This window comes from Pedococcus sp. KACC 23699 (assembly GCF_045348425.1).
In the GTDB taxonomy this organism is placed as follows: Bacteria; Actinomycetota; Actinomycetes; order Actinomycetales; family Dermatophilaceae; genus Pedococcus.
Genome location: NZ_CP157483.1, coordinates 1,440,877 through 1,461,476, shown reverse-complemented (window position 1 = coordinate 1,461,476; position 20,600 = coordinate 1,440,877). Strand labels below are relative to the sequence as shown.

18 protein-coding genes and 3 tRNA genes are annotated in these 20,600 nt (G+C 70.9%); 8 read left to right on the top strand and 13 right to left on the bottom strand.

Annotated elements, in window-relative coordinates; translation table 11 throughout:
- Positions 1-35: 35 nt before the first annotated feature.
- Entirely contained in the window at positions 36-3,242 is a 3,207-nt protein-coding gene (locus tag ABEG17_RS06795) for a PAS domain S-box protein (protein WP_406832517.1), read from the bottom strand.
- A 235-nt stretch (positions 3,243-3,477) separates the two neighbouring features.
- Between ABEG17_RS06795 and ABEG17_RS06790 the strand changes: the two genes are divergently transcribed.
- Complete coding sequence (locus ABEG17_RS06790) at positions 3,478-3,879, top strand: response regulator (protein WP_406832516.1); 402 nt, start codon at positions 3,478-3,480, stop codon at positions 3,877-3,879.
- Positions 3,876-4,181: an Hpt domain-containing protein gene (locus tag ABEG17_RS06785; protein ID WP_406832515.1), complete on the top strand. Its 306-nt coding sequence runs from the start codon at positions 3,876-3,878 to the stop codon at positions 4,179-4,181. Before ABEG17_RS06790 ends, ABEG17_RS06785 begins: the two co-directional genes overlap by 4 nt.
- Position 4,182: 1 nt before the next feature.
- Here the strand turns inward: ABEG17_RS06785 and ABEG17_RS06780 are convergent, their stop codons facing one another.
- The gene (locus ABEG17_RS06780; RefSeq protein WP_406832514.1) at positions 4,183-5,307 is read right to left on the bottom strand and encodes a TDT family transporter; all 1,125 of its coding nucleotides are present in this window, start codon (positions 5,305-5,307) and stop codon (positions 4,183-4,185) included.
- A 92-nt stretch (positions 5,308-5,399) separates the two neighbouring features.
- On the opposite strand from ABEG17_RS06780, the gene ABEG17_RS06775 reads away from it, so the two are divergent.
- A complete protein-coding gene (locus ABEG17_RS06775) occupies positions 5,400-6,287 on the top strand; it encodes a LysR family transcriptional regulator (protein WP_406832513.1) in 888 nt (295 codons plus the stop codon).
- Positions 6,288-6,343: 56 nt separating this feature from the next.
- Here the strand turns inward: ABEG17_RS06775 and ABEG17_RS06770 are convergent.
- A tRNA-Phe gene (locus ABEG17_RS06770) sits at positions 6,344-6,420 on the bottom strand.
- Between the two features lie 170 nt (positions 6,421-6,590).
- Here ABEG17_RS06770 and ABEG17_RS06765 point away from each other — a divergent pair.
- A complete protein-coding gene (locus ABEG17_RS06765) occupies positions 6,591-7,514 on the top strand; it encodes an NADP-dependent oxidoreductase (protein WP_406832512.1) in 924 nt (307 codons plus the stop codon).
- Between the two features lie 57 nt (positions 7,515-7,571).
- Here the strand turns inward: ABEG17_RS06765 and ABEG17_RS06760 are convergent.
- The 9 genes from ABEG17_RS06760 to ABEG17_RS06720 form a co-directional block, all read right to left on the bottom strand.
- Positions 7,572-7,645 (bottom strand) — tRNA-Asp (locus tag ABEG17_RS06760).
- A 19-nt stretch (positions 7,646-7,664) separates the two neighbouring features.
- A tRNA-Glu gene (locus ABEG17_RS06755) sits at positions 7,665-7,737 on the bottom strand.
- Positions 7,738-7,855: 118 nt separating this feature from the next.
- Complete coding sequence (locus tag ABEG17_RS06750; protein WP_406832511.1) at positions 7,856-8,230, bottom strand: GntR family transcriptional regulator; 375 nt, start codon at positions 8,228-8,230, stop codon at positions 7,856-7,858.
- Positions 8,227-9,279, bottom strand: coding sequence for a PHP domain-containing protein (locus tag ABEG17_RS06745; protein ID WP_406832510.1), 1,053 nt, complete (start codon positions 9,277-9,279; stop codon positions 8,227-8,229). The genes ABEG17_RS06750 and ABEG17_RS06745 overlap by 4 nt, the downstream gene beginning before the upstream one ends.
- 15 nt (positions 9,280-9,294) lie before the next feature.
- Entirely contained in the window at positions 9,295-10,737 is a 1,443-nt protein-coding gene (locus tag ABEG17_RS06740; RefSeq protein WP_406832509.1) for a GuaB1 family IMP dehydrogenase-related protein, read from the bottom strand.
- 51 nt (positions 10,738-10,788) lie between these two features.
- Positions 10,789-11,625: an SDR family NAD(P)-dependent oxidoreductase gene (locus tag ABEG17_RS06735; RefSeq protein ID WP_406832508.1), complete on the bottom strand. Its 837-nt coding sequence runs from the start codon at positions 11,623-11,625 to the stop codon at positions 10,789-10,791.
- The gene (locus ABEG17_RS06730; protein ID WP_406832507.1) at positions 11,622-11,852 is read right to left on the bottom strand and encodes a hypothetical protein; all 231 of its coding nucleotides are present in this window, start codon (positions 11,850-11,852) and stop codon (positions 11,622-11,624) included. Before ABEG17_RS06730 ends, ABEG17_RS06735 begins: the two co-directional genes overlap by 4 nt.
- 34 nt (positions 11,853-11,886) lie before the next feature.
- A complete protein-coding gene (locus tag ABEG17_RS06725) occupies positions 11,887-12,969 on the bottom strand; it encodes a hypothetical protein (protein WP_406832506.1) in 1,083 nt (360 codons plus the stop codon).
- Entirely contained in the window at positions 12,966-13,955 is a 990-nt protein-coding gene (locus ABEG17_RS06720) for a pirin family protein (RefSeq protein ID WP_406832505.1), read from the bottom strand. The genes ABEG17_RS06725 and ABEG17_RS06720 overlap by 4 nt, the downstream gene beginning before the upstream one ends.
- A 57-nt stretch (positions 13,956-14,012) precedes the next feature.
- Between ABEG17_RS06720 and ABEG17_RS06715 the strand changes: the two genes are divergently transcribed.
- The 4 genes from ABEG17_RS06715 (at position 14,013) to ABEG17_RS06700 (ending at position 19,190) form a co-directional block, all read left to right on the top strand.
- Positions 14,013-14,810, top strand: coding sequence for an alpha/beta fold hydrolase (locus ABEG17_RS06715; protein WP_406832504.1), 798 nt, complete (start codon positions 14,013-14,015; stop codon positions 14,808-14,810).
- Between the two features lie 73 nt (positions 14,811-14,883).
- Positions 14,884-15,219, top strand: coding sequence for a YnfA family protein (locus ABEG17_RS06710; protein ID WP_406832503.1), 336 nt, complete (start codon positions 14,884-14,886; stop codon positions 15,217-15,219).
- A gap of 174 nt (positions 15,220-15,393) precedes the next feature.
- Positions 15,394-18,468 carry a fibronectin type III domain-containing protein gene (locus ABEG17_RS06705; protein WP_406832502.1) on the top strand — a complete coding sequence of 1,025 codons (3,075 nt, stop codon included), beginning with the start codon at positions 15,394-15,396 and terminating at the stop codon, positions 18,466-18,468.
- Between the two features lie 188 nt (positions 18,469-18,656).
- Complete coding sequence (locus ABEG17_RS06700) at positions 18,657-19,190, top strand: DUF1269 domain-containing protein (RefSeq protein ID WP_406832501.1); 534 nt, start codon at positions 18,657-18,659, stop codon at positions 19,188-19,190.
- A gap of 81 nt (positions 19,191-19,271) precedes the next feature.
- Here the strand turns inward: ABEG17_RS06700 and ABEG17_RS06695 are convergent, their stop codons facing one another.
- On the bottom strand, positions 19,272-20,387 hold the full coding sequence (locus ABEG17_RS06695) for a glycosyltransferase family 2 protein (protein WP_406832500.1): 1,116 nt from the start codon (positions 20,385-20,387) through the stop codon (positions 19,272-19,274).
- Positions 20,388-20,600 lie beyond the last annotated feature (213 nt).

Below are 20,600 nucleotides of genomic sequence, written 5' to 3'. Positions count from 1 at the left end.
AAGGATCTTGCTGCATCAACGCGACCCAAGCGCGCCTAAACGCTGGAGATCGTCCCTTCGGTTGGTGCCAGCGGCAGCGTGAAGCAGAACTGGGCGCCCCCCTCGGGGTGGTTCTCGCCCCAGATCCGTCCGCCGTGCTGCTCCACGAGGCCGCGGCAGATCGCCAGCCCCAGCCCGGTGCCGCCATGGCGCCGGGTGTCGGAGGCGTCGGCCTGCCGGAAGGGTTCGAAGATCAGGTCGAGCTGGTCGGCGGGGAGCCCCGGACCGTGGTCGCGCACCTCGAAGCACAGCTGTGCACCGGACTGCCGGGTGGTGACCTGCACGACCGAGTCGGGCTCGGAGAACTTCACTGCGTTGGTGATGAGGTTGGTCAGCACCTGGATGGCCCGGTCGGGGTCGGCCAGCACGCGGGCGGGCCGGCCCTCGACGTCGATGCGGACCCGTCGTTCGGCCACGAAGGCCGCAGTGTCCTGCAGGCTCGCCGCGACCAGCGTGCTCGTGTCGACCTGCTGCGGGTACAGCGTCATCTGGCCCGCCGCGAGGCGCTCGATGTCGAGGATGTCGGTCACCAGGCGGATGAGCCGGTTGGTGCTCACCGTGGCGAGGTCGACCATGCGTCCCGCCGCGACGGGCAGCTCGCCTGCCGCCCCTCCGCCCAGCAGGCCGAGCGCGCCGCGGATGGAGGTGAGCGGCGTACGCAGCTCGTGGCTGACCACCGCGAGGAACTGGTCCTTCATGCGCTCGACCGCGCGTTGTTCGCTGACGTCGCGGAAGACCACTACGGCACCGCTCTCGACCCCCTCGGTGACGATGGGCGCGGAGATCCACTCCGAGTCGAACGACGTGCCGTCGGCGCGGGTGTGCCGGCCCATGACGCGCGTGGCGACGGGCACCGGGCCACCTTCGGGGGCGTGGCCCACGTGCACAGGTCGTATGGCACCGGGCTGGGTGCCCGCCGGCATCCGGCGTGGGGTGCTGTCCACCTCCGCCGGCAGCACCGCGTGCACGGGCTGGCCGACGATCTCTTCGCGGCGACGGCCGACGAGCGCGGCGCCCGCGTCGTTGATGAACGTCACGCGGTCGGCGTCATCGAGGCCGTAGATCCCCTCACCGGCGGAGTTCAGGACGGTCTCGAGCCGCTTGGACAGCCGGCGCAGCTCCAGGGCGTGGCGCCCGAGGTGGTGCTCGGCTCGGGCGCGCTCGACGACCCGCCCGAGCTGGGTGCCGAGGTGGCGCATGATCTGGATGGTGGCGCTGTCCAGCTCACGGATCTCGGTGCTGAAGAACTCCAGCACCCCGACCGGCTCCTCGCGGATCATCAGCGGGAAGGCGCAGCCCGACAGGAGGCCGGCGTTGGTGCCCTGCACGGCTCGCCCCATCTGGGCGCGCTCGTCGAGGCGGTCGATCCACTCGGGCTTGGCCTGCTCGAAGACGGTGCGCGGCAGGCCCAGCTCTGTCACGGGCAGGGCTTCGGTCCGGGCCCGGAACTCGGCGCAGGACCCCGGCTCGGTGGAGTGCCACGCCGAGTGCTGCAGGACGCCGGTGTCGTGGTCGGTCAGGTAGGCGTGGGCCAGCTGCCAGCCCCCGTAGTCGCAGAACGCCTGGAGAGTGGCCCGCAGTGCGTCCTCGACCCCTGAGGCCGCGTTGGACGCCGTGGCCACGGTGCCGAGCAGCTCCAGGGTGCGGGCCTGACGGGCCAGCGCGAGCTCCGCGTCCCGTCGCTCGGTGATGTCCTGGGTGACCTTGCCGAAACCGCGCAGGACACCACCCTCGTCGTGCAGCGCGGTCAGGACGACGCTGGCCCAGAACCGCGAGCCGTCGTGGCGCACCCGCCAGCCCTCGTCCGCCGCGCTGCCCTCACGCCTCGCCTGTTCCAGCAGGCGCCGCGGCTCTCCGGCCGCGAGGGCCTCGGGTGGGTAGAAGGCGGCGTGGGACCGGCCGAGGATCTGGTCGTCGGTGAAGCCGTTGATCCGTTGTGCCCCAGCGGTCCACGTGATGACGTGGCCGTGCGGGTCGAGGTTGATGATGGCGTAGTCGCGCACCTGGGCGACGAGCCTGTCGAGGTTGGCCTCGCTGTGCCGGAGGTCGGCCTGGAGGCGTCGCTCGTCGGAGACGTCCCGGAAGCTCCAGACGCGCCCCATCGTCGTGCCGTCGACCCGCTGGGGCTGGGAGTAGCGCTCGTAGGTCCGGCCGTCGAGGAAGGCCAGCTCGTCGAAGCTGGTCTGCTCGGGGTTGTCGTAGAGGTCGCGCACCTGCGCAACGAAATCGGCCGGGTCGCTCAGCTGCTGCAGGACCGAGGCCATCACCTGCGCGTCGTCGCCGGAGCGCATCAGCTCGCGGTCGATCCGCCACATCGACGCGAACCGCTCGTTGTGCCCGACGATGTGCCCGTCGCGGTCGACGACGAGGATCCCGTCGACGGTGGACTCCAGGGTCGCCGCCAGCAGGGCCCGGGAGGTGACGGCCCGTTCCCGCTCGCCGGCGCGGGTGACGGCCAGGGCCACCAGGTGGGCGGCCCAGGCCGGCAGGCCGAGCTCGCCGGCATCGGGCTGCGTGCTCGTCGCGTAGTGCAGCGCCACGCTGCCGAGGTGCTCCCCCTCGGGGGTCATGACCGGGGCGGAGTAGGAGGTCGTGGACGGTGCGGACCCCGGGGCGAGGAGCTCGGTGGTCACTGACACCGGTGCCAGCCCGGCGACCTCGATGACGCAGCTGCACGCGGACGCCATGGACACGACACCACGGGCGAGGTCGGTGAGGACGCCGGGAAGGTCGGTGGGCCCCGACACGGCCTCCACGAGCTCGGCCTGCGTGGCGAACATGAGCTCGGTGCGCTTCTGCTCGGTGATGTCGACGAGGAAGCCGTCCTGGACGATGCGTCCCTCGGGGGTGCGGGCCATGGCCGAGTCGTCGACGAGCCAGATGACCCGCCCGTCGGGGCGGATCATGCGGTACTCCGAGCGCACCCGCCCTTCGACGTGCAGTCGCAGCTCCTTGGCCACGGCTTCGTCGCGGTCCTCGGGGTGCACGTGCCGCCACCACAGGTCCGGCTCGGCGTCCAGGGCCTCCGGGGTGAGCATCGTCATCGCAGTGACGGCCGGGCTGACATAGAGCCAGGTGCCGTCGATCCCGGGCTCGGCCACGTAGACGACCACGCCGAGGCGGTGGGCGAGGGCCTGGCCCTCGGGGTGCACGAGCACGGGGCGCTCGGACCAGGCGGTGAAGGGGCCACTCTCCGGCGCCATGCCACCTCCCCTGTAGAGGCCAGTCATCCGTGACGCGACCAACGGCATGATGTTAGTGACGGAGGCGTCTGGTTTGTCGGTTTCGTGGGGGTCTCGGTCGCCGGTCGGCCCGTAGGGCGGAGTCGTCGATCGGCTCAATGGACAGGATCTTGCGTGCAGGTGCCCCCAGAGGCCTCGGGTTGATGCACTATGTGGCCATGACGCGCCGAACCGAGGGATCTCTCCCTCGACTCTCATGACCCCCGGGTTGCCCTCCGGTGGCCCGCGACGGGTTCTGGTGGTCGACGACGACGAGCTGATCCTCGAGGTGGCCGAGATGAGCCTGTCCATGGTGGGTGGCTGGGAGGTCACCACGGCCACTGGTGGGCAGGAGGCGCTGGACCGTTGCGCGACGGAGCTGCCCGACGCCGTGGTGATGGATGTGATGATGCCGGGCATGGACGGCTCGACGGCTGCGGTCCTCATCTCCCAGGACCCGGCGATCAGCCACATCCCCGTCGTGCTGCTCACGGCGAAGGCCCAGGCCGCCGAGGACGCCCAGAAGTCGGGGCTGCCCGTGGTCGGGGTGCTGGCCAAGCCGTTCGACCCCATGACCCTGCCGGCCCAGCTGAGCCTGATGCTCGGGTGGACCGCGTGAGCGAGGAGGAGATGTTCGCCCGGATGCGCGAGCGCGCCCGGGCCACCAACCTGGCGCGCGCCGACCAGATCGAGCCGGCGCTCGCCGACGGTGCGAACCCGGAGGAGGTGCAGGCCGGTCGTGCGGCCGCCCACTCGGTCGCTGGTGCCGCAGGCACCTTCGGGTATGCCGAGGCCTCCCGGCTGGCCCGCCAGATCGAGCTGACCCTCGACGACGTCATCGCGGACGGCTCGGCCGTCCCCGTCAGCCTGCGCGACGACCTGGTCGCCCTGCGCGCAGGGCTGCAGCCCGAAACCTCCTGACCTAGTTCGTCAGGGCGGCCGCGGCCGCCACCGCCCGCACCGAGGTGGTGGCGCACAGCAGCCAGGTGCCGCAGAGCGTCACGATGGCCGCCAGGCCGATGGTGCTGATGGCGGCATGGCCCGTGGTGCTGCCCAGCAGACGCGTGCCGAGCGCCAGCGTCCCGAGCGGGAAGGTCAGGGCCCACCACCCCGGGGAGAACCCCATCCCCGCCCGGAACCCGCGGACCGTCGTCGACACGGCATACGCGGCAACGGGCAGGCTGAGGGCGAGCATGACGTAGCCGTAGGTGTCGGCGAGCGTCCTCGCGGCGGCGGCCGTCGTGGGGGAGAGCAGGGGCGCGCTCTGCGCGGCGATGACCTGGGCGGCGGCCATCGACTGGCCGACCACGCCCAACGGGATCCAGGACGAGGCCGAGGCCGAGGCCGGTAGCGGTGCGACCCGCCAGTGGTGGTGGTAGCTGGCCGCGAAGACCAGGCCTCCGAGGAACAGCGAGAGGAAGAAGCAGGCGACCGTGGTCGTGAGCAGGGTCAGCTGGGCGGCGGGGGTGTGCAGCTGGGGCGCCAGGGCTGCGCCGGTGGTCGCCGACACCATGGGCGGCACGACCGGCAGGCCCCAGGCGGGGAGCGGACGACCGAGGTCGCGGCCCAGGACGACCGTGGCGAACCCCAGGGCGGTGACGACACCCAGGGCCGTGCCGACGACCCAGCACCCGGCGTCGAACCCGACCACCCAGGACGCGGGGGCACCGGCCCCGGTGCGGGCACCGAGCTGGGGCAGGACCGTCAAGGCGGCTGACCCGATCGAGAGGATCCCCATCGACACGGTGCCCCAGGTCGGGAGGACGGACAGGTCGCGCAAGGTCGCGGTGAACGCCGCCCGGTCTGCGGCGACACGCGCCGCGAACCCCGCCGACAGGCCGATCAGCAGCACGGCGCCGACCGCGAGCAGTGCTGTCGCAGGGACGAGCAGCACGGCGGTCCCGGAAGCCTCGCGGCCCAGCAGCGTGGCGAGGATCCCCGTGCCCATCACCGACGCGAACCATGCCGGCCCGGCAGGTGGCAGCGACGTCGTGGGTGTGCTGGGCGCTGCGGTCCGGTAGGGCGCGGTGGCTTGGCTGGCGGTCATGGCGCCAGCCTCGCGGCTGCTGCCCGTGCGCGGTACCGGCGCCGGTCGTGTCAACCCACAAGGAACCATTGTGACCCCGTATGCTGCCGAGCGTGCCGTCCCTGCAGCGAGTCCCCTCCGTGGACCAGCTGCTGGCGCTCACCACGGCGGCCGCCCAGGGCAGCATGGGAGTGGCCGCCCGACGGCTGGAGATCAGCCAGCAAGCGGTGAGCGCCCGGATCACCGCAGCCGAGGGGCTGCTCGGCGTGGTGGTGCTGGAGCGGTCGACCAGCGGGGTCCGGCCCACCGGTCAGGGTCAGCTCGTCCTCACCTGGGCCCAGCAGGTCATCGACGCCGCGGGCGAGCTGGAGGACGGGGTCGCGGGTCTGCGGGCCGGTGGGCGCACCGTCGTCGTGGCAGCGAGCAACACCGTGTCCGAGGCGCTGCTGCCGGCCTGGGCCAGCCAGCTCCGTCAGCTGCACCCTGACGTGACGCTCGAGGTGGTCCTGGGCAACTCCCGGACGGTGCTCGACGCGGTCGCCAAGGGGGAGGTGGACCTGGGCTACGTCGAGACGCCGCACATCCCGCGCGGACTGCGATCCAAGGCCGTGGCCCGGGACGAGCTCGTCGTCGTCACCCCACCGGACCACCCCTGGGCGCGTCGGCGCCGCGGCATCGACCGGGCGGAGCTGTCCTCCACGCGACTGGTCCTGCGCGAGGACGGCTCCGGCACCCGCACCCACGTGGAGGAGGCCATGCCGGGACACGCCCCGCCGCTGCACACGCTGCCTTCCACCGCCGCCGTGCGTGACGCCGTCCGGACGATGAGCGTGCCCACCATCTTGTCCACGCTCGCTGTGGAGGGTGACCTCGCCACCGGCCGTCTGGTCCGTGTCCCGGTGCGCGACCTGGCCATGCCGCGGACCCTGCGAGCGGTGTGGAACCCCAACCAACGCCCGCGTGGGCCCGCTGCCGACCTGCTGCACCTGTCCGGCCGGTGAGGGCCGCCCTTGGGACTACGAAGCCGCTGTCACCTCGGGGGTGACAGCGGCTTCTGTGGTGGCCAGGGGCGGGGTCGAACCGCCGACCTTCCGATTTTCAGTCGGACGCTCGTACCAACTGAGCTACCTGGCCTTGGTGGTGCAGCGTTGCGGGTGGTGCTGGACATGCAGTTCGCGGCGATCCTGGGGCCTGAGCCCGTGGCGGACCGTCGCGACGGCACGATGATAGCCGATCGGGGCGATGCTCCTCACATCGAGGCGCCGCCGCGGAATGGAGGCTCCCGCGGGCAGGTTGACCGAGGCATGAAGGCCATCACCTACGCCGAGTACGGCGACCCCAGCGTCCTCACCCTCTCCGACGTCCCCGACCCCAAGGTCGGCCCGGGAGAGGTCCTGATCCGCGTGCGCAGCGCGTCGGTCAACCCCGTCGACTGGAAGATCGTCGCCGGCTACCTCGACCCGATGATGAACATCGAGCTGCCCGCCATCCCCGGCTGGGACGTCTCGGGCGTCGTGGAGAAGGTCGGCTTCGACACCCCCGAGTTCGAGGTCGGCGACGAGGTCATCGCCTACGCCCGCAAGGACTGGGTCAAGGGCGGCACCTATGCCGAGCTCGTCGCCGCCCCTGCGCGCACCGTCGCCAAGAAGCCGAAGGCCCTCGACTGGCACCAGGCCGCGGGCCTCCCGCTCGCCGGCCTCACGGCATACCAGCTGCTCACCAGGCTCGGCACGAAGTCCGGTGACACCGTGCTCGTCCACGCTGCGGCAGGCGGCGTCGGCATCCTCGCCGTCCAGGTCGCCAAGTCCCTCGGGGCGCGCGTGATCGGCACCGCCTCGGAGCAGAACCACGAGTTCCTGCGCGGGCTCGGTGCCGAGCCGGTGACGTATGGCGACGGGCTGGCCGAGCGCGTGCGTGAGCTGGCCCCGAACGGCGTCGACGTCGTCGCCGACTTCGTGGGTGGGGTGCTCGACTCCACCAAGGCCGTCCTCGCCGACGGCGGTCGCCACGGTTCGGTCGTCGAGGCCGAGGTGCAGGAGGAGGGTGGCCTCTACCTCTGGGTGCGGCCGAACACCGACGACCTGGCGGCGCTCGCGGACCTCGCCGACGCCGGCAAGCTCACCGTCCCCGTCGCCGACGTCTTCCCGCTCGCGCAGACGGCCGACGCGTTCACCGTCAGCGCCGGTGGCCACGTCCGCGGCAAGGTCATCATCGAGGTCAGCAGCTGAGCTAACCAGGAACGCAAGAAGGCCCACACTCTCGTGTGGGCCTTCTTGTTTCTCGAGCGACCCCGACCGGGCTCGAACCGGCGACCTCCGCCGTGACAGGGCGGCGCGCTAACCAACTGCGCTACGGGGCCTTGGTGGTGCTGTGGTGCGTATCCCCAACGGGATTCGAACCCGTGCTACCGCCGTGAAAGGGCGGGGTCCTAGGCCGCTAGACGATGGGGACCGAACGAACGGTCCCTCGCCGCTAGCGAGCAGCAGCTCGGATCCGTCGAGGACTCGGAAAGCATAGGGGTTGATCGGCGTGAACTCCAAAACGGGGCCCAGCCGGGCAGGAATCGTGCTCAGCGGCGCCGGTCACCCAGGGCCTGGCGAACGATCGCCAGCACCGTCGCCTCGTCCACGCCGGCGTCGACGGCGCGCTCGGCGAGCGCGTCCGCAAGGTGGCGCAGGGCGATCTCGGCGGCCTGCGCACTGGGGGCGACGACGGTCCCGGCGCGGCTGCGGGCGGTGACCAGCCCCTGGGCCTCGAGCTCCTTGTAGGCCCGGGCCACGGTGCCGGGGGCGAGCTGGAGGTCGGTCGCCAGCCCACGCACCGTGGGGAGCTTGTCGCCCTCGGCGAGGGACCCGGAGGCGATGAGGTCGGCGAACTGGTCGCGTACCTGCTCGAACGGCGCCACGCCCGTCGACTCGTCCACGGTGATCCGGGGGGAGCTCACTGCTCCCCTCGCGTCCACGCGAGCAGGCGTTCGGCGTCCCAGGTGGTGACGATGCGGTCGGGCGGCACCCCCAGGCGCTCGGCTCGTTCACACCCGTAGGCCTTCATCTCGAGCTGACCGGGCGCGTGAGCGTCGGAGTCGACGGCGAACAGGCAGCCGATCTCGAGAGCGAGCAGGAGCAGGTCGTCGGGCGGGTCCTGGCGCTCGGGGCGGCTGTTGATCTCCACGGCGGTGCCGTGCTCGGCGCAGGCCTCGAAGACGGCACGGGCGTCGAAGTCGGACTGTGGCCTCGTGCCGCGACCACCTTCGACGAGTCGCCCGGTGCAGTGGCCGAGGACGTTGACCCGGGGGTTGGAGACGGCGGCGACCATCCGCCTGGTCATGGGTGCGGCGTTCATCCTGAGCTTCGAGTGGACGCTAGCCGTAACCAGGTCGAGCCGGCCCAGCATCGCCTCGGTCTGGTCCAGGTCCCCGTCGTCGAGGATGTCGACCTCGATGCCCTTGAGGAGGCGGAACCCGTCGCCGAGCGAGGCGTTGACGGCATCGACCACCTTGAGCTGCTTGGTGAGGCGCTCGACGGTCAGGCCGTTCGCGACACGCAGCTGCGGCGAGTGGTCGGTGAGGACGAGCCACTCGTGGCCGAGCTCGACCGCGGTCAGCACCATCTCCTCGATGGGGCTCCCGCCGTCGGACCAGTCCGAGTGCGAGTGGCAGTCGCCGCGCAGCGCCGCGAACAGGTCCTCACCGCCAGCCACCAAGGGTTTCGCCTTGTCCTGCAACGTGTTCAGGTAGGCGGGAAGCTCGCCGGCGATGGCTTCGGCAATGACGCCGGCAGTGGACTTGCCGATGCCCGGGAGGTCCTGCAACGTGCCGGCGCCGGCACGCGCCACCAGCTCCTCCTCAGGCGTCTCGCGCACCGTGACGACGGCCTTGCGGAACGCCTCGACACGGTAGGAGCCCGCCCGCTCCCGCTCCAGCAGGAACGCGATGCGTCGCAGCGCCTCGTCGGGCTCGACAGGGGAGGAGAGCGGGGTGACGGTGGCAACCACGGGTGGACCCCCTGCTCACCAGGACGTGTGCAGCGGTCGGCCCTCGGCGAACCCCGCAGTGCTCTGGAGCCCGATGATCGCCCGCTCGGCGTACTCCTCGAGCGTCCGTGCGCCGGCATACGTGAAGCTCGAACGCACCCCCGCCACGATCTGGTCGATGACGTCCTCGACGCTGGGCCGGGCCGGGTCGATGAACATCCGTGCGGAGGAGATGCCCTCCTCGAACATGGCCTTGCGGGCCCTCTCGTACGGCGTGTCCGTGGCCGTGCGGTTGCGGACCGCCCGGCTCGACGCCATCCCGAAGGACTCCTTGTAGCGACGGCCGTGCTCGTCGGTGTAGAGGTCGCCGGGGCTCTCCAGGGTGCCGGCGAACCACGACCCGACCATGACGTTGGAGGCGCCGGCGGCCAGGGCCAGGGCCACGTCACGCGGGTGCCGCACGCCACCGTCGGCCCACACGTGCTTGCCGTGGTTGCGGGCCTCGGCCGCGCACTCGATCACGGCGGAGAGCTGCGGGCGCCCGACGGCGGTCATCATCCGGGTCGTGCACATCGCGCCGGGGCCGACGCCGACCTTGACGATGTCGGCTCCGGCCTCGATGAGGTCGCGGGCACCGGCCGCGGAGACGACGTTGCCGGCGGCGATCGGCACCTGCGGGTCGAGGGCCCGGACGGCCTTGAGCGCGTCGAGCATCTTCTCCTGGTGGCCATGGGCCGTGTCCATGACGAGCAGGTCCACCCCGGCGTCGAGCAGCGCTGTGGCCTTGGCTGCGACGTCGCCGTTGATGCCGACGGCGGCAGCGATGCGCAGGCGGCCCTGGTCGTCGGTGTTGGGGGAGTAGAGGCGGGCGCGCAGGGCGCCGGCACGGGTGATGATGCCGACGAGGTTGCCGCCGTCGTCGACGACGGGGGCGACGTGGTGGTGCGTGGTCGCGAGGAGGTTGAACGCCTCCTCGGGGTCGGTGCCGTCGGTGACGAGGACGGGGTTGCCCGACATCACCTCCTGCACCTGGGTGAAGCGGTCGACGCCGGTCAGGTCACCCTCGGTCACGACGCCGATCGGCCGCTTGCCGGACTCGTCGACGACGACCGCGGCCCCGTGCGCCCGCTTGGGCAGCAGGGCCAGCGCGGCGCCCGCGGTGTCGTGGGCGGAGAGCGTGATGGGGGTGTCGTGGACGAGGTTGCGGCTCTTGACCCATGAGGTCACCTCCGACACGACGTCGACCGGGATGTCCTGGGGAATGACCGCGAGGCCACCGCGGCGGGCGACCGTCTCGGCCATGCGACGACCGGCGATGGCGGTCATGTTGGCGACCACGAGCGGGACCGTCGTGCCGCTGCCGTCCGACGTCGACAGGTCCACGTCGAGGCGGCTCGTGACGTCCGAGCGGCTCGGGACCATGAAGACGTCGTCGTACGTCAGGTCGAACTGGGGCTGGAGACCGTTGAGGAACTGCACGCGGGAAGTCTAGGTGCGCCTGCTGACGATGTCCGGATCTGCGCTCGCCGGTTATGGCTTGAACTGCTGGCGCACGATCCCGTCCCAGACCCGGTCCCCACCCAGGGTGCGGGCGGCGATCATGGCGCGGGCCGCGGGGGTGATGACGTACCGCGAGCGCGGGCTGCCGGACTCGATCGCCTTGAGCACGGCCCTGGCGACCGACTCCGGGCCGGCGGCGAGGCGGGGGTGGGCGTAGCTGTTCGTCGTGGCGCTCGCACTCGCAGCGAGCAGCGCGGCATACGGGGAGGCGTCGTCGGTGGCGGCGGCGTCGGAGCCGAGGGCGGTCTCCTCGAAACGGGTGCGGATGAGGCCCGGCTCGATCAGGCTGACGTGGATGCCGAAGGGGCGGACCTCGTTGCGCAGCGCGTCGGTGATGGCCTCCACGGCGTACTTGGTCGCGTGGTAGTAGCCGCCGACCGGCCAGGTGAACCGACCGCCCATGGACCCGATGTTGACGATGCGGCCGGCGCGGGCCTCGCGCATGGCCGGCAGGACGAGCTGGGTCATGCGGGAGAGGCCGAAGACGTTGGCCTCGAACATCGTCCGCACCTGGTCGAGGTCGGTCTCCTCGATGGTGCCGTACTCGCCGTACCCGGCGTTGTTGACCAGCGCGCCGACCCGGCCGTGCTCGGCCTCGACGGCGCGGACGGCCGCCACCATCGAGTCCTCGGACGTCACGTCCAGGGCGAGGATGCGTGCACCGGCCCGCTCGAGCTCGCCGAGCGTCTCGGTGCGGCGGGCGGTGGCGTACACGGTGTGGCCGGCCTTGACGAGGAAGTCGGCCGTCGCGGCACCGATGCCCGACGAGCAGCCGGTGATGAGGACCGGACCGGTGGGGGTGCTCACTTGGGTTCCTCCAGCTTGGTGGCGTTGCGCCTGGTGATGATGCGTTCGGCCACGGTGAAGACGACCCAGCCGACGGCCAGGCCAGCGACGAAGACGATCCAGTAGCTGATGCTCGGGACGAGCTTCTGCAGTCCCTCGCGGACGAGGATGAGGCTGCACAGGCCGAGTACGAACGGGACGAGGAACGGTCGACGGGCGGCGTTGCGGTCGCCGGGCGCTGGGCTCATGGCCCCAGTGTGACCGATGGCCGCCCCGGGTCGTTCAGCCGTCGACGTCGTAGCGGACGATGCGACCCCCCTCGCGGACGACGACGGCACGCGGTTCGAGCAGCAACAGCTGGACCGGGTGCTCGGTCACGAGCCGGGCGCGGACCTCCCCCGACGTGGCGTCCCGGAGCTCCAGCACCTGGCTGTCGTGCCGGGGCAGCAGCACCCGGTCGCCGGGTGAGTGGACCCGGCGGGTCGCCACGAGGGAGCCCGCCGCCGCCAGCACGCCCCGGACGGTGGTGGGGACCGGCGGCGGCAGGGTGGCTCCGGTGGTCGTCGCGAGGCGCTCGGTCCGCCCGGCCCACTGCAGGACGACAGCGTCGGGCGCCACGCGCACCTGGGGCTGCTTCCCGCCCGGGCACGGGCCGAGGACGCGCGTCCACAGCGGGTCGGGGGCGGCATACAGGGAGACGACGCACTGACCGTCCTGCACGACCGGGACCACGACCGGTCCGTCGGGCACGGCGACGAACGCGTCGCCCGGCTGTAGCGACGTCCGGCCGCTGACGGGGTCGGTGAGCAGCACCCCGCCGCCGCCGACCTTGGAGGCTTGGACCCGGGGCAGGGCTTCCCGTGGCGGGTCCACGGGACGTTGGGCGCCCGGCGCCTCCCAGTCCTGCCTCCCGGCCCTGTCGATTCCGACGAGTCTGCAGCCCTCGGCGGTGACGGGGGAGCAGTCGGCGAGGAGCGTGCTGTCGCCGGTCGCTGCGAGGGGGATGGCGCGGTGGCCGGCTGCCGCGCGCCAGGTCCACCGCGCTGAGGCATCGAGCGCCACCGAGTCGACGCGCTCGCCCTTGACGACGACCAGGCGGTCGTCCGCGTAGAAGGCCGTGCCGCCCACGACCGATCCGAGCCGGACGGACTTGCCGGTCCGCAGGTCGAGGGCGGCGTTGCCTCCGCTCAGCAGCACCCGGCCCGCGACCACGTCACCGTCCGTGGCGGGTGCCGACCAGTCGCCCGACAGGCCCTTGTCGCGGGGCACGAACACGTACCCTCCGAAGACGACCACGGCCAGCACCACCAAGGCGCACAAGACGGTGGCACCCTCGTCGAGCCGGATCGACGTAGCGCGCTTCACGAGTCCCGAGGTGCGCGAGAAGTGTTGCTGCGCGGGCGGATCCGGACAGGGGGGATGGCTGGAGCCGGCAGGTGTTTGACGGCGCCGGCATACCCCTCCACGGCGCCGAACCGTTCGGAGTGCGCCATCCACTGCTCCCGCGCCTCGACGATCTCCTCGTGGGTGCGGCCCACGAAGTTCCACCACATGAGGATCTCCTCCTCGAACGGAGGCCCGCCGAGCAGCAGCGCGCGAGCCGGCTGGTCGCTGCGGTTGGTGAGCGTGAGCTGCGACTGCCCGGTGGGGAGGAAGGCCAGGGCGCTGCGGGTGAGATCCGTGCCATCGACCGTGAAGCCCTCGGTGTCGGCCAGGACGCCGTGCTCGTATGCCGCGTCGAGACCGAGCTGGATCGTCGCCCCCGCATCCAGGACGACCTCCGCGCCGAGCAGCGGCGTGAAGGTCTCGACGGGTGAGGTCTGGCCGGCGAGGGTTCCGAGGAAGACGGAGACGGTGGCGCCGTCAACCCGCACCGGGGTGGGGGCGAAGTGCTGGAAGTCCTTGGGGGAGTAACGATCCGCATTCGGTAGGGCGACCCACAGCTGGGCGCCGTGCAGGACCGTCGTCCCAGGTGTGGAGACCTCGGAGTGCGCGATGCCGTGGCCCCCGGTCATCAGGTTGAGCTCTCCGGGACGGACCATCGCGTGGGTGCCGAGGCTGTCGCGGTGCTCGACCGCGCCGGCGAACAACCAGCTGACGGTCTGCAACCCGATGTGCGGGTGCGGCGGCACGTCCATGCCGCCGGAGGCCGCGACGTCGTCGGGGCCGTAGTGGTCGGCGAAGCACCACGCGCCGATGAGGGACCGCTGTCGCTGGGGCAGGGTGCGGCGCACGGTCATCGCCCGAGGGCCGCCGAGGGGCACGTCCCGCGGCTCGAGCACCTCGACGGCTGCGGTGGACGGGCGGTCGGCGCAGACGGTCTCCTGCGGTGCGGACTCGACGTTGCTCACCCGCACAGTCTGCACCGGGAGCCCTGTGGAAGGGTGACCTGCGAAAGGGGTGGGCTGATGACTGCACGTGAGGCGGAGCCCGTCGTCGTCGAGGGCGTCCGGTGGCACGAGCTCGCTGCCGGCCCGGTGCGATCCCTGTGGTTCTCCCCATCGGGCGCGGTCGACGTCACCGGCCGGGTCGTCGTCTTCCCGGGACTCGGTCTGCCCCGCTACCTCACTCCGCTGGCGCGCACGCTCGCCGAGGGTGGGGTGGAGGTGGTGGTCTTCGACGCGCTCGCCTTCCGAGGTCGACCCCGTCGCGTCAAGCCGACCATCCCCGGCCTGTCGGGTGCCGGGCAGGAGTGGGTGTCCGAGCTGACGGCTGGCGTCCACGGTCGCGGCGGCCAGGTGGTGGTGTTCGGTCACTCGACGGGTGCGCAGGTCGCCCTCGAGGTCGTGCTGTCGTTGCAGGGGTCGGGTCGGATCGACTCGCTGGTCATGGCCGGCCCGACGTTCGTGCCGCGTCAGCGGCGGCTGCGCCACCTCGTGCCGGCCGGGTTGAGCGCCTGGCGCAAGGATCCGCCGACCGAGCTCGTCGTCCTCAAGAACCTCGCCAGGGTGCGCACCGATGTGGTGCGAATGGTGCTGTCAGGGCTGCGGCACCGTCCGGAGGAGCGTGTGGGTCACCTCCGCGTCCCCCTCACCACCACGGCGGGCGAGGCGGACTCGTTCGCCCCGGCGGAGTGGATCGAGGAGCTCGCGTCCCGGGCCGGGTCCGGAGGGCGCTCGCGGGTGCTGGTGGGTTCGCACAACAACGTGTTCCCCCACCCGGAGGCGGTTGCCGACGTGGTCAGGTCAGCCGGCTCACCCCTCTGACGAGCTGGTCCGTTCAGTGCGGCGGCCCTATCCGGCGTCGCGACGGCTGACGGCCGCTGCGAGGATCGTGCGCATGACGACGCTGCGCTCCATCCTGCTGTTCGTGCTCGCGGCCGTGGCCGAGATCGGTGGGGCGTGGCTGGTGTGGCAGGGCGTGCGCGAGCACCGCGGCTGGCTCTGGATGGGGGCCGGCGTGATCGCCCTGGGGCTGTACGGCTTCGTCGCCACCCTCCAGCCGGACGCCCACTTCGGACGGATCCTCGCGGCATACGGTGGGGTGTTCGTCGCCGGCTCCCTGCTGTGGGGGATGGTCGTCGACGGGTTCCGACCCGACCGGTACGACGTCGTCGGCGCGCTGGTCTGCCTCGTCGGTGTCGCCGTGATCATGTACGCCCCGCGCAGCGCCTGATCCGCGCTCAGTTCGTGGCTCTGAGGGGGCCGGGCACAAAGGCGTAGACGTTTCGTACGAGGGCCACTCGTGCCGACGCGGCTACCTTTTCAAGTAGGTGGAGAGCTGCCCCGGGGGAAGGTGGGCGGGATGCTAGTTTCGTTCTCCCACAGGCGATTTGGCCGGTTCCTTTGGTTGGTCGGGACCCGCGGCACTGATGTCCGACGCCGATGGCTCGCGCGGGGAGGAATCGCCGCGGTTGCGGCGGTCATCGCCGTCATCCTCCAGTCGGCCCTCGTCGCGATCACCCCTGCGTATGCCGCCACACCGCTGAACGTCTTCGTGGGCTACATGGACACCCACTCCACCGCGTCGAGCACCAAGCAGCCACGCCCGTGGCCGTACACCGACCCGACGAGCTACGTCGGATCGCCGTGCCCGGCATACCCCACCAGCACGACGTGCTGGGATGCGGCAGCGATCCGCCTCGACAACCCCGGAAGCGTCGACGTCACCGGCGTCCACCTGGTCGTCGCCATCGGATCGCACACCTACAACCTCTGGGGCGCCTCGATGACCGTCAAGGCCCACGGAACGCTCGTCCTCACCGAGACCGGCGGGCAGAACTCGACCAACTTCGACGCGACGGACTTCTCGCCGAACGCCTACAACGGCGGCAACACGGCATCCTGCGTCAACTCCGGCGCCATCCCGGACGTGCGGATCACGATCGGTGGCACGACGACGAGCTACCTGGACTCCGGGCAGGTGCTCAACGGGCGTGGGGTCGACGCCGGCCACTGTGTCAACGGTGCCTTCGTGAGTGGTCGGCTGGACGAGTCGCACCCCTGGGCCCAGATCGGGACGGCAGCCGCCACGGCGCCGACGGCGCCGCGCAGCCTGGCTTCAGTGGCGGGCGACGGGTCCGTGAGCCTGTCATGGACGGCGCCCACGTCGGACGGGGGTTCGGCCGTCACCGGCTACAACGTCTACCGGGGCACGAGCGCGGGCGGTGAGGGTGCGCTGCCGATCGCGACGAACGTCGTTGCCAGCAACTTCACCGACACCGGGCGGGTCAACGGGACGACGTACTTCTACACGGTCTCGGCCGTGAACGCCGTGGGCGTGTCGCCACGGTCCAACGAGACCTCCGCGACGCCCAAGGCCGCTCTGCCGACCGCTCCGGGGGCGCCCACCGGGCTGGCGGCGGTGGCGGGGAACGCGTCCGTGGCCTTGAGCTGGACGGCGCCGACCTCCAACGGCGGCTCGCCCGTCACGGGCTACAACGTCTACCGGGGCCAGGCACCGGGCGGAGAGAGCGCGACCCCGATCGCCACCAACGTCCCCGGGACGAGCTTCACGGACACCGGCGAGGTGAACGGCAGCCCGTACTACTACAAGGTGGCCGCGGTGAACGCGGTCGGTACGTCGCCACAGTCGAGTGAGGTCTCGGCGACCCCGCGAGCGACGGTGGCCTCGGCGCCACTGGGCCTGGTGGCCTCGGCTGCCGACGGCTCGGTGTCGCTCGCCTGGCAGATGCCGACGTCCGACGGCGGGTCCGGCATCACGAGCTACAACGTCTATCGGGGCACCAGCGCGGGCGGTGAGGGTGCGACCCCGATCGCCACCAATGTCGCGTTGAGGACCTTCACCGACACCACGGTCAGCAACGGGACGACCTACTTCTACAAGGTCGCTGCGGTGAACGCCGTCGGCCCGTCGCCGCAGTCGAACGAGGCGTCTGCGACGCCCCGGGCCACAACCGCAGCACCGTCGGCCCCGCAGTCGTTGGCAGCCACCGCCACGAATGCCACCGTGGCACTGACCTGGTCCGCGCCTGCCTCCAACGGGGGATCCGCGATCACCGGGTACAACGTCTACCGCGGCACGACCGCAGGCGGCGAGGCGCTGACACCGGTTGCGTCGAACGTGAGTGGGACGAGCTTCACCGACACCGGGTTGAGCAACGGGACTGCCTACTTCTACAAGGTCGCCGCGGTCAACGGGGTGGGCACGTCACCCCTGTCGAACGAGGCCACGGCCACCCCGAGGGCGAGCGTCCCCTCGGCGCCCACAGGGCTGGTGGCCTCGCCGGGTGTCGGGTCGGTCGTGCTGGCTTGGGCTGCGCCGGCGTCCAATGGTGGGTCGGTGGTCACCGGGTACAACGTGTACCGGGGCACGGCCGCGGGTGGTGAGTCGACCGTGGCCGTGGCGTCGAACGTGACGGGGACGGGCTTCACCGACACCGGGTTGAGCAACGGGACGACGTACTTCTACAAGGTCGCGGCGGTGAACACGGTCGGTCCCTCGCTGCTGTCGAACGAGGCGTCCGCGACTCCGCAGGCGGCGGCGACGGTGCCGTCGGCACCAACGGGGTTGGTGGCTTCGGGGGGTGTCGGGTCGGTCGTGCTGACCTGGTCTGCGCCGGCGTCCAACGGTGGGTCGGTGGTGACCGGCTACAACGTGTATCGGGGGACGACTGCGGGTGGTGAGGCTTTGGCACCGGTCGCGTCGAACGTGACCGGGACGGGCTTCACGGACACGGGGTTGAGCACCGGGACGTACTTCTACAAGGTCGCCGCGGTGAACGCGGTCGGTCCCTCGGTGCTGTCGAACGAGGCTTCCGCGACCCCGCAGGGGGCGTCGCCAGCGGGATACGTGCGCCGGGTCGGAACGGCCACCGCGTCGGCGACACGGACGACGACTGCCGTGACGGTCGGCAGAAGCGGGGTTCAGGCCGGACACACCCTGGTGGTGTCGCTCTTGCTGTCCTCGACCAGCGTCACGGGTGCCCTGTCGGCCAAGGACACGGCCGCGAACACGTACACGGTGGCCCGTGACGTCAATGACGGGTCGGCCGGTGACCGGGTCACGACCTTCGTCGTGCTCGCTGCCAAGGCGCTGCCTGCCGGGGCCACCATCACCCTGACCTACCCGTCGTCCGCGGAGACCCACGTAACCGTCGACGAGTTCGCGGGGGTCACCGCGATCGACACGAGCGCAGGCGCGACCGGCACGGTGTCCACCTTCAGCTCCGGGACGGTGAGCACGACCCAGAGTGCCGAGATCCTGTACGGCGTCGTCGGCGTCGAGTCGGCCAGTTCGGCGCCGACATGGGCGAGTGTGTGGAGTACATTGCCCACCCTAAGCATCACCACCGACCACCTGGCCACCGCCTACCGGGTCAACGCCCCGCCCGGCGCATACGCCGCCAGCGGGAGCAGCGGAGGACAGTGGATGGCAGCGCTGTTGGCCCTCAGGACCAACTGATTGGTGGATGCGCAGCATGACCCGGCCTTCTCCTCCGAGGGAGCACAGTTGCCCACCGGAGGTCACGCACAGGTCATCCGTATCGGAGGAGGTATCCCATGCTGCCGGACTGCGACGTTGGTCTCTGAAAGACCGGCGCTCACTTCGAGCGGCGAATTGGTGGCCCAGATGGACCTGGAGGTTCTCAGATGGCATTCGACACGCTCATAGTTATCGCCGGCGTTTATCCGGATCTCGCGTCCGCCGAGGCGGACTACGACGTGGTGAAGGACCTCCACACGAAGGCGCGCCTCATGGATGCGTATGACGCCGCTGTCATCCATCGCCGTGAGGACGGCAAGGTGAAGATCACGCGCAAGCACGAGACCCCGACCCGGGTCGGTGGTGTGCTCGGCGGAGGTGTGGGTCTGGCGACCGGGCTTGTCGTGGCCCTCTTCCCGTTCGCGGCAGTTGGTGGTGGCCTGCTCGCGGCCACCACCGCCGGTGGGGCGATCATGGGGGCAGTGGCCGGTCATGCGTCTGCCGGCATGAGCCGGGACGATCTGAAGGAGCTCGGCGAGTCGCTCGACGACGGCGAGGCGGGCCTCATCGTCGTCGGCATGATGGACATGGAAACGAGGATCGAAGAGTCCATGCGCCGCTCGGAGAAGCTTCAGAAGAAGGAGCTCAAGGCGGATGTCGCGGCTCTCGAACGTGACGCCCGAGAGGCGGTCGACCAGTAGCCCGTGTGCTGACCAGGTCCTACGCCGCGCTGGACGTGGCACTCTCTCGCCGGACGCGGGCGATGAGGTGGGAAAGTCTCTCTAGACGGGGAAGATCCGTCGCCAGTCAGCGGCCATTCGTAGTGCCTGCCGCAGGGTGCTTTCGCTGTCCAGGTTGGCTGTCAGGCCTGGTGTAAGCAGGCGGTCGAGCAGGTTGGCTCCACGCTGCTGCCGCAGTGCATCGAGGAAAGCTTCGGGAGCGGTCTGCGCACGGGCGGCGGCGTTCAACAGTCGGCGGTCTGCGCGGGCGAAAGGGCGCCGGAATCCGGGATGGATCTCGTCAAGCCGTCGGATGAGGTCTTCGACCGCGGACAGGTCCTCCGCTGACCAGTCCCAGGAGGCACTCCGTCTGGCCATCGCGCCGATGAGGTTGGTTCGGGCGAGCTTCACGGCGACGGCCCGGCGGGCGGCCGCTGTCAGCGAGTCCAGCCATCGAGGGTCCAGACGGTAGATGGCGTCGAACTCGCGGCTCAGCGGCAGGAAGGTGTCCGTGACCCGGTCCACGGCGTCGTTCCCTTGTACGTAGCGAGGTCCCCTTGCAGGAAATTCGAATGTTGCTCCCGAGAACCACAGGTGCAGCCCCGGCGCGAGGTCTTCGCCGCTCTGCAGACCCTCGGTGTACTTGAATCCGATGGAACGTAGGAGCCCGGTGCGCCAGAGTCCGCGGGGCGCGGTCGCATACGCCAGCCGGTCTTGGACAGGGTCGAGGTCATGGATGCGGCTAGCACGGGCCCGAGGTGTACGGATGACTGCACCGCTCTGATGCCGAAGGGGGACGATCACGCCGTCGGCGTTCCTCGCGGTCGCCAACTCGAGCCAGTGCTGAATGGCCCCGGGCTCCAGGAAGTCGTCCGAATCCAGTACGAGCACGTAGGGCGCATCAGCGAGCTGCAGCCCTGCGTTCTTGGGGCCGGCGGGGGAATTCAATCCATCATGGAGTTCCACGTACCGCACCGGAAGGTCCTTGCGGGGCTGGACTCCTGCCTGAATCTCGTCGGAGGCGATGTTGTGACAGACCACCGTGACGCGGACGCGGCCGGAACCGGTGTGGCAGGAACTGATCGCCCGGTCCAGGGGCCGAAGCGCCGAGTGCACGGCGATGACGACGTCGACATCCGGCCCTCGCTGCTCTCCAGCGGGGGGGGGTGGGATGGGCACCCCGCAACGGAGGGTAGCGAGGGGATACTCACGCCGGTGATGATACGGGAGGTTCGAACTAGCAAGTCAGGTCCCGGTGACGCCGTTGGCTAGACTGTCCGCTGGTCGCACAGGCGGCCAACGGACAGAGCCACGTCCGGAAGCAAGGCTCAAAAGAAGAGGCCCGATAGCTTGACGACCTTCTACCGCAGGACAGACGTCAGCGCGACTAGC

Bases quoted from the DNA above. Each gene is read 5' to 3' on its own strand.
- ABEG17_RS06795 (WP_406832517.1), bottom strand. From the start codon at position 3,242: ATGGCGCCGGAGAGTGGCCCCTTCACCGCCTGGTCCGAGCGCCCCGTG.
- ABEG17_RS06790 (WP_406832516.1), top strand. From the start codon at position 3,478: ATGACCCCCGGGTTGCCCTCCGGTGGCCCGCGACGGGTTCTGGTGGTC.
- ABEG17_RS06780 (WP_406832514.1), bottom strand. From the start codon at position 5,307: ATGACCGCCAGCCAAGCCACCGCGCCCTACCGGACCGCAGCGCCCAGC.
- ABEG17_RS06765 (WP_406832512.1), top strand. From the start codon at position 6,591: ATGAAGGCCATCACCTACGCCGAGTACGGCGACCCCAGCGTCCTCACC.
- ABEG17_RS06730 (WP_406832507.1), bottom strand. From the start codon at position 11,852: ATGAGCCCAGCGCCCGGCGACCGCAACGCCGCCCGTCGACCGTTCCTC.
- ABEG17_RS06715 (WP_406832504.1), top strand. From the start codon at position 14,013: ATGACTGCACGTGAGGCGGAGCCCGTCGTCGTCGAGGGCGTCCGGTGG.
- ABEG17_RS06710 (WP_406832503.1), top strand. From the start codon at position 14,884: ATGACGACGCTGCGCTCCATCCTGCTGTTCGTGCTCGCGGCCGTGGCC.
- ABEG17_RS06700 (WP_406832501.1), top strand. From the start codon at position 18,657: ATGGCATTCGACACGCTCATAGTTATCGCCGGCGTTTATCCGGATCTC.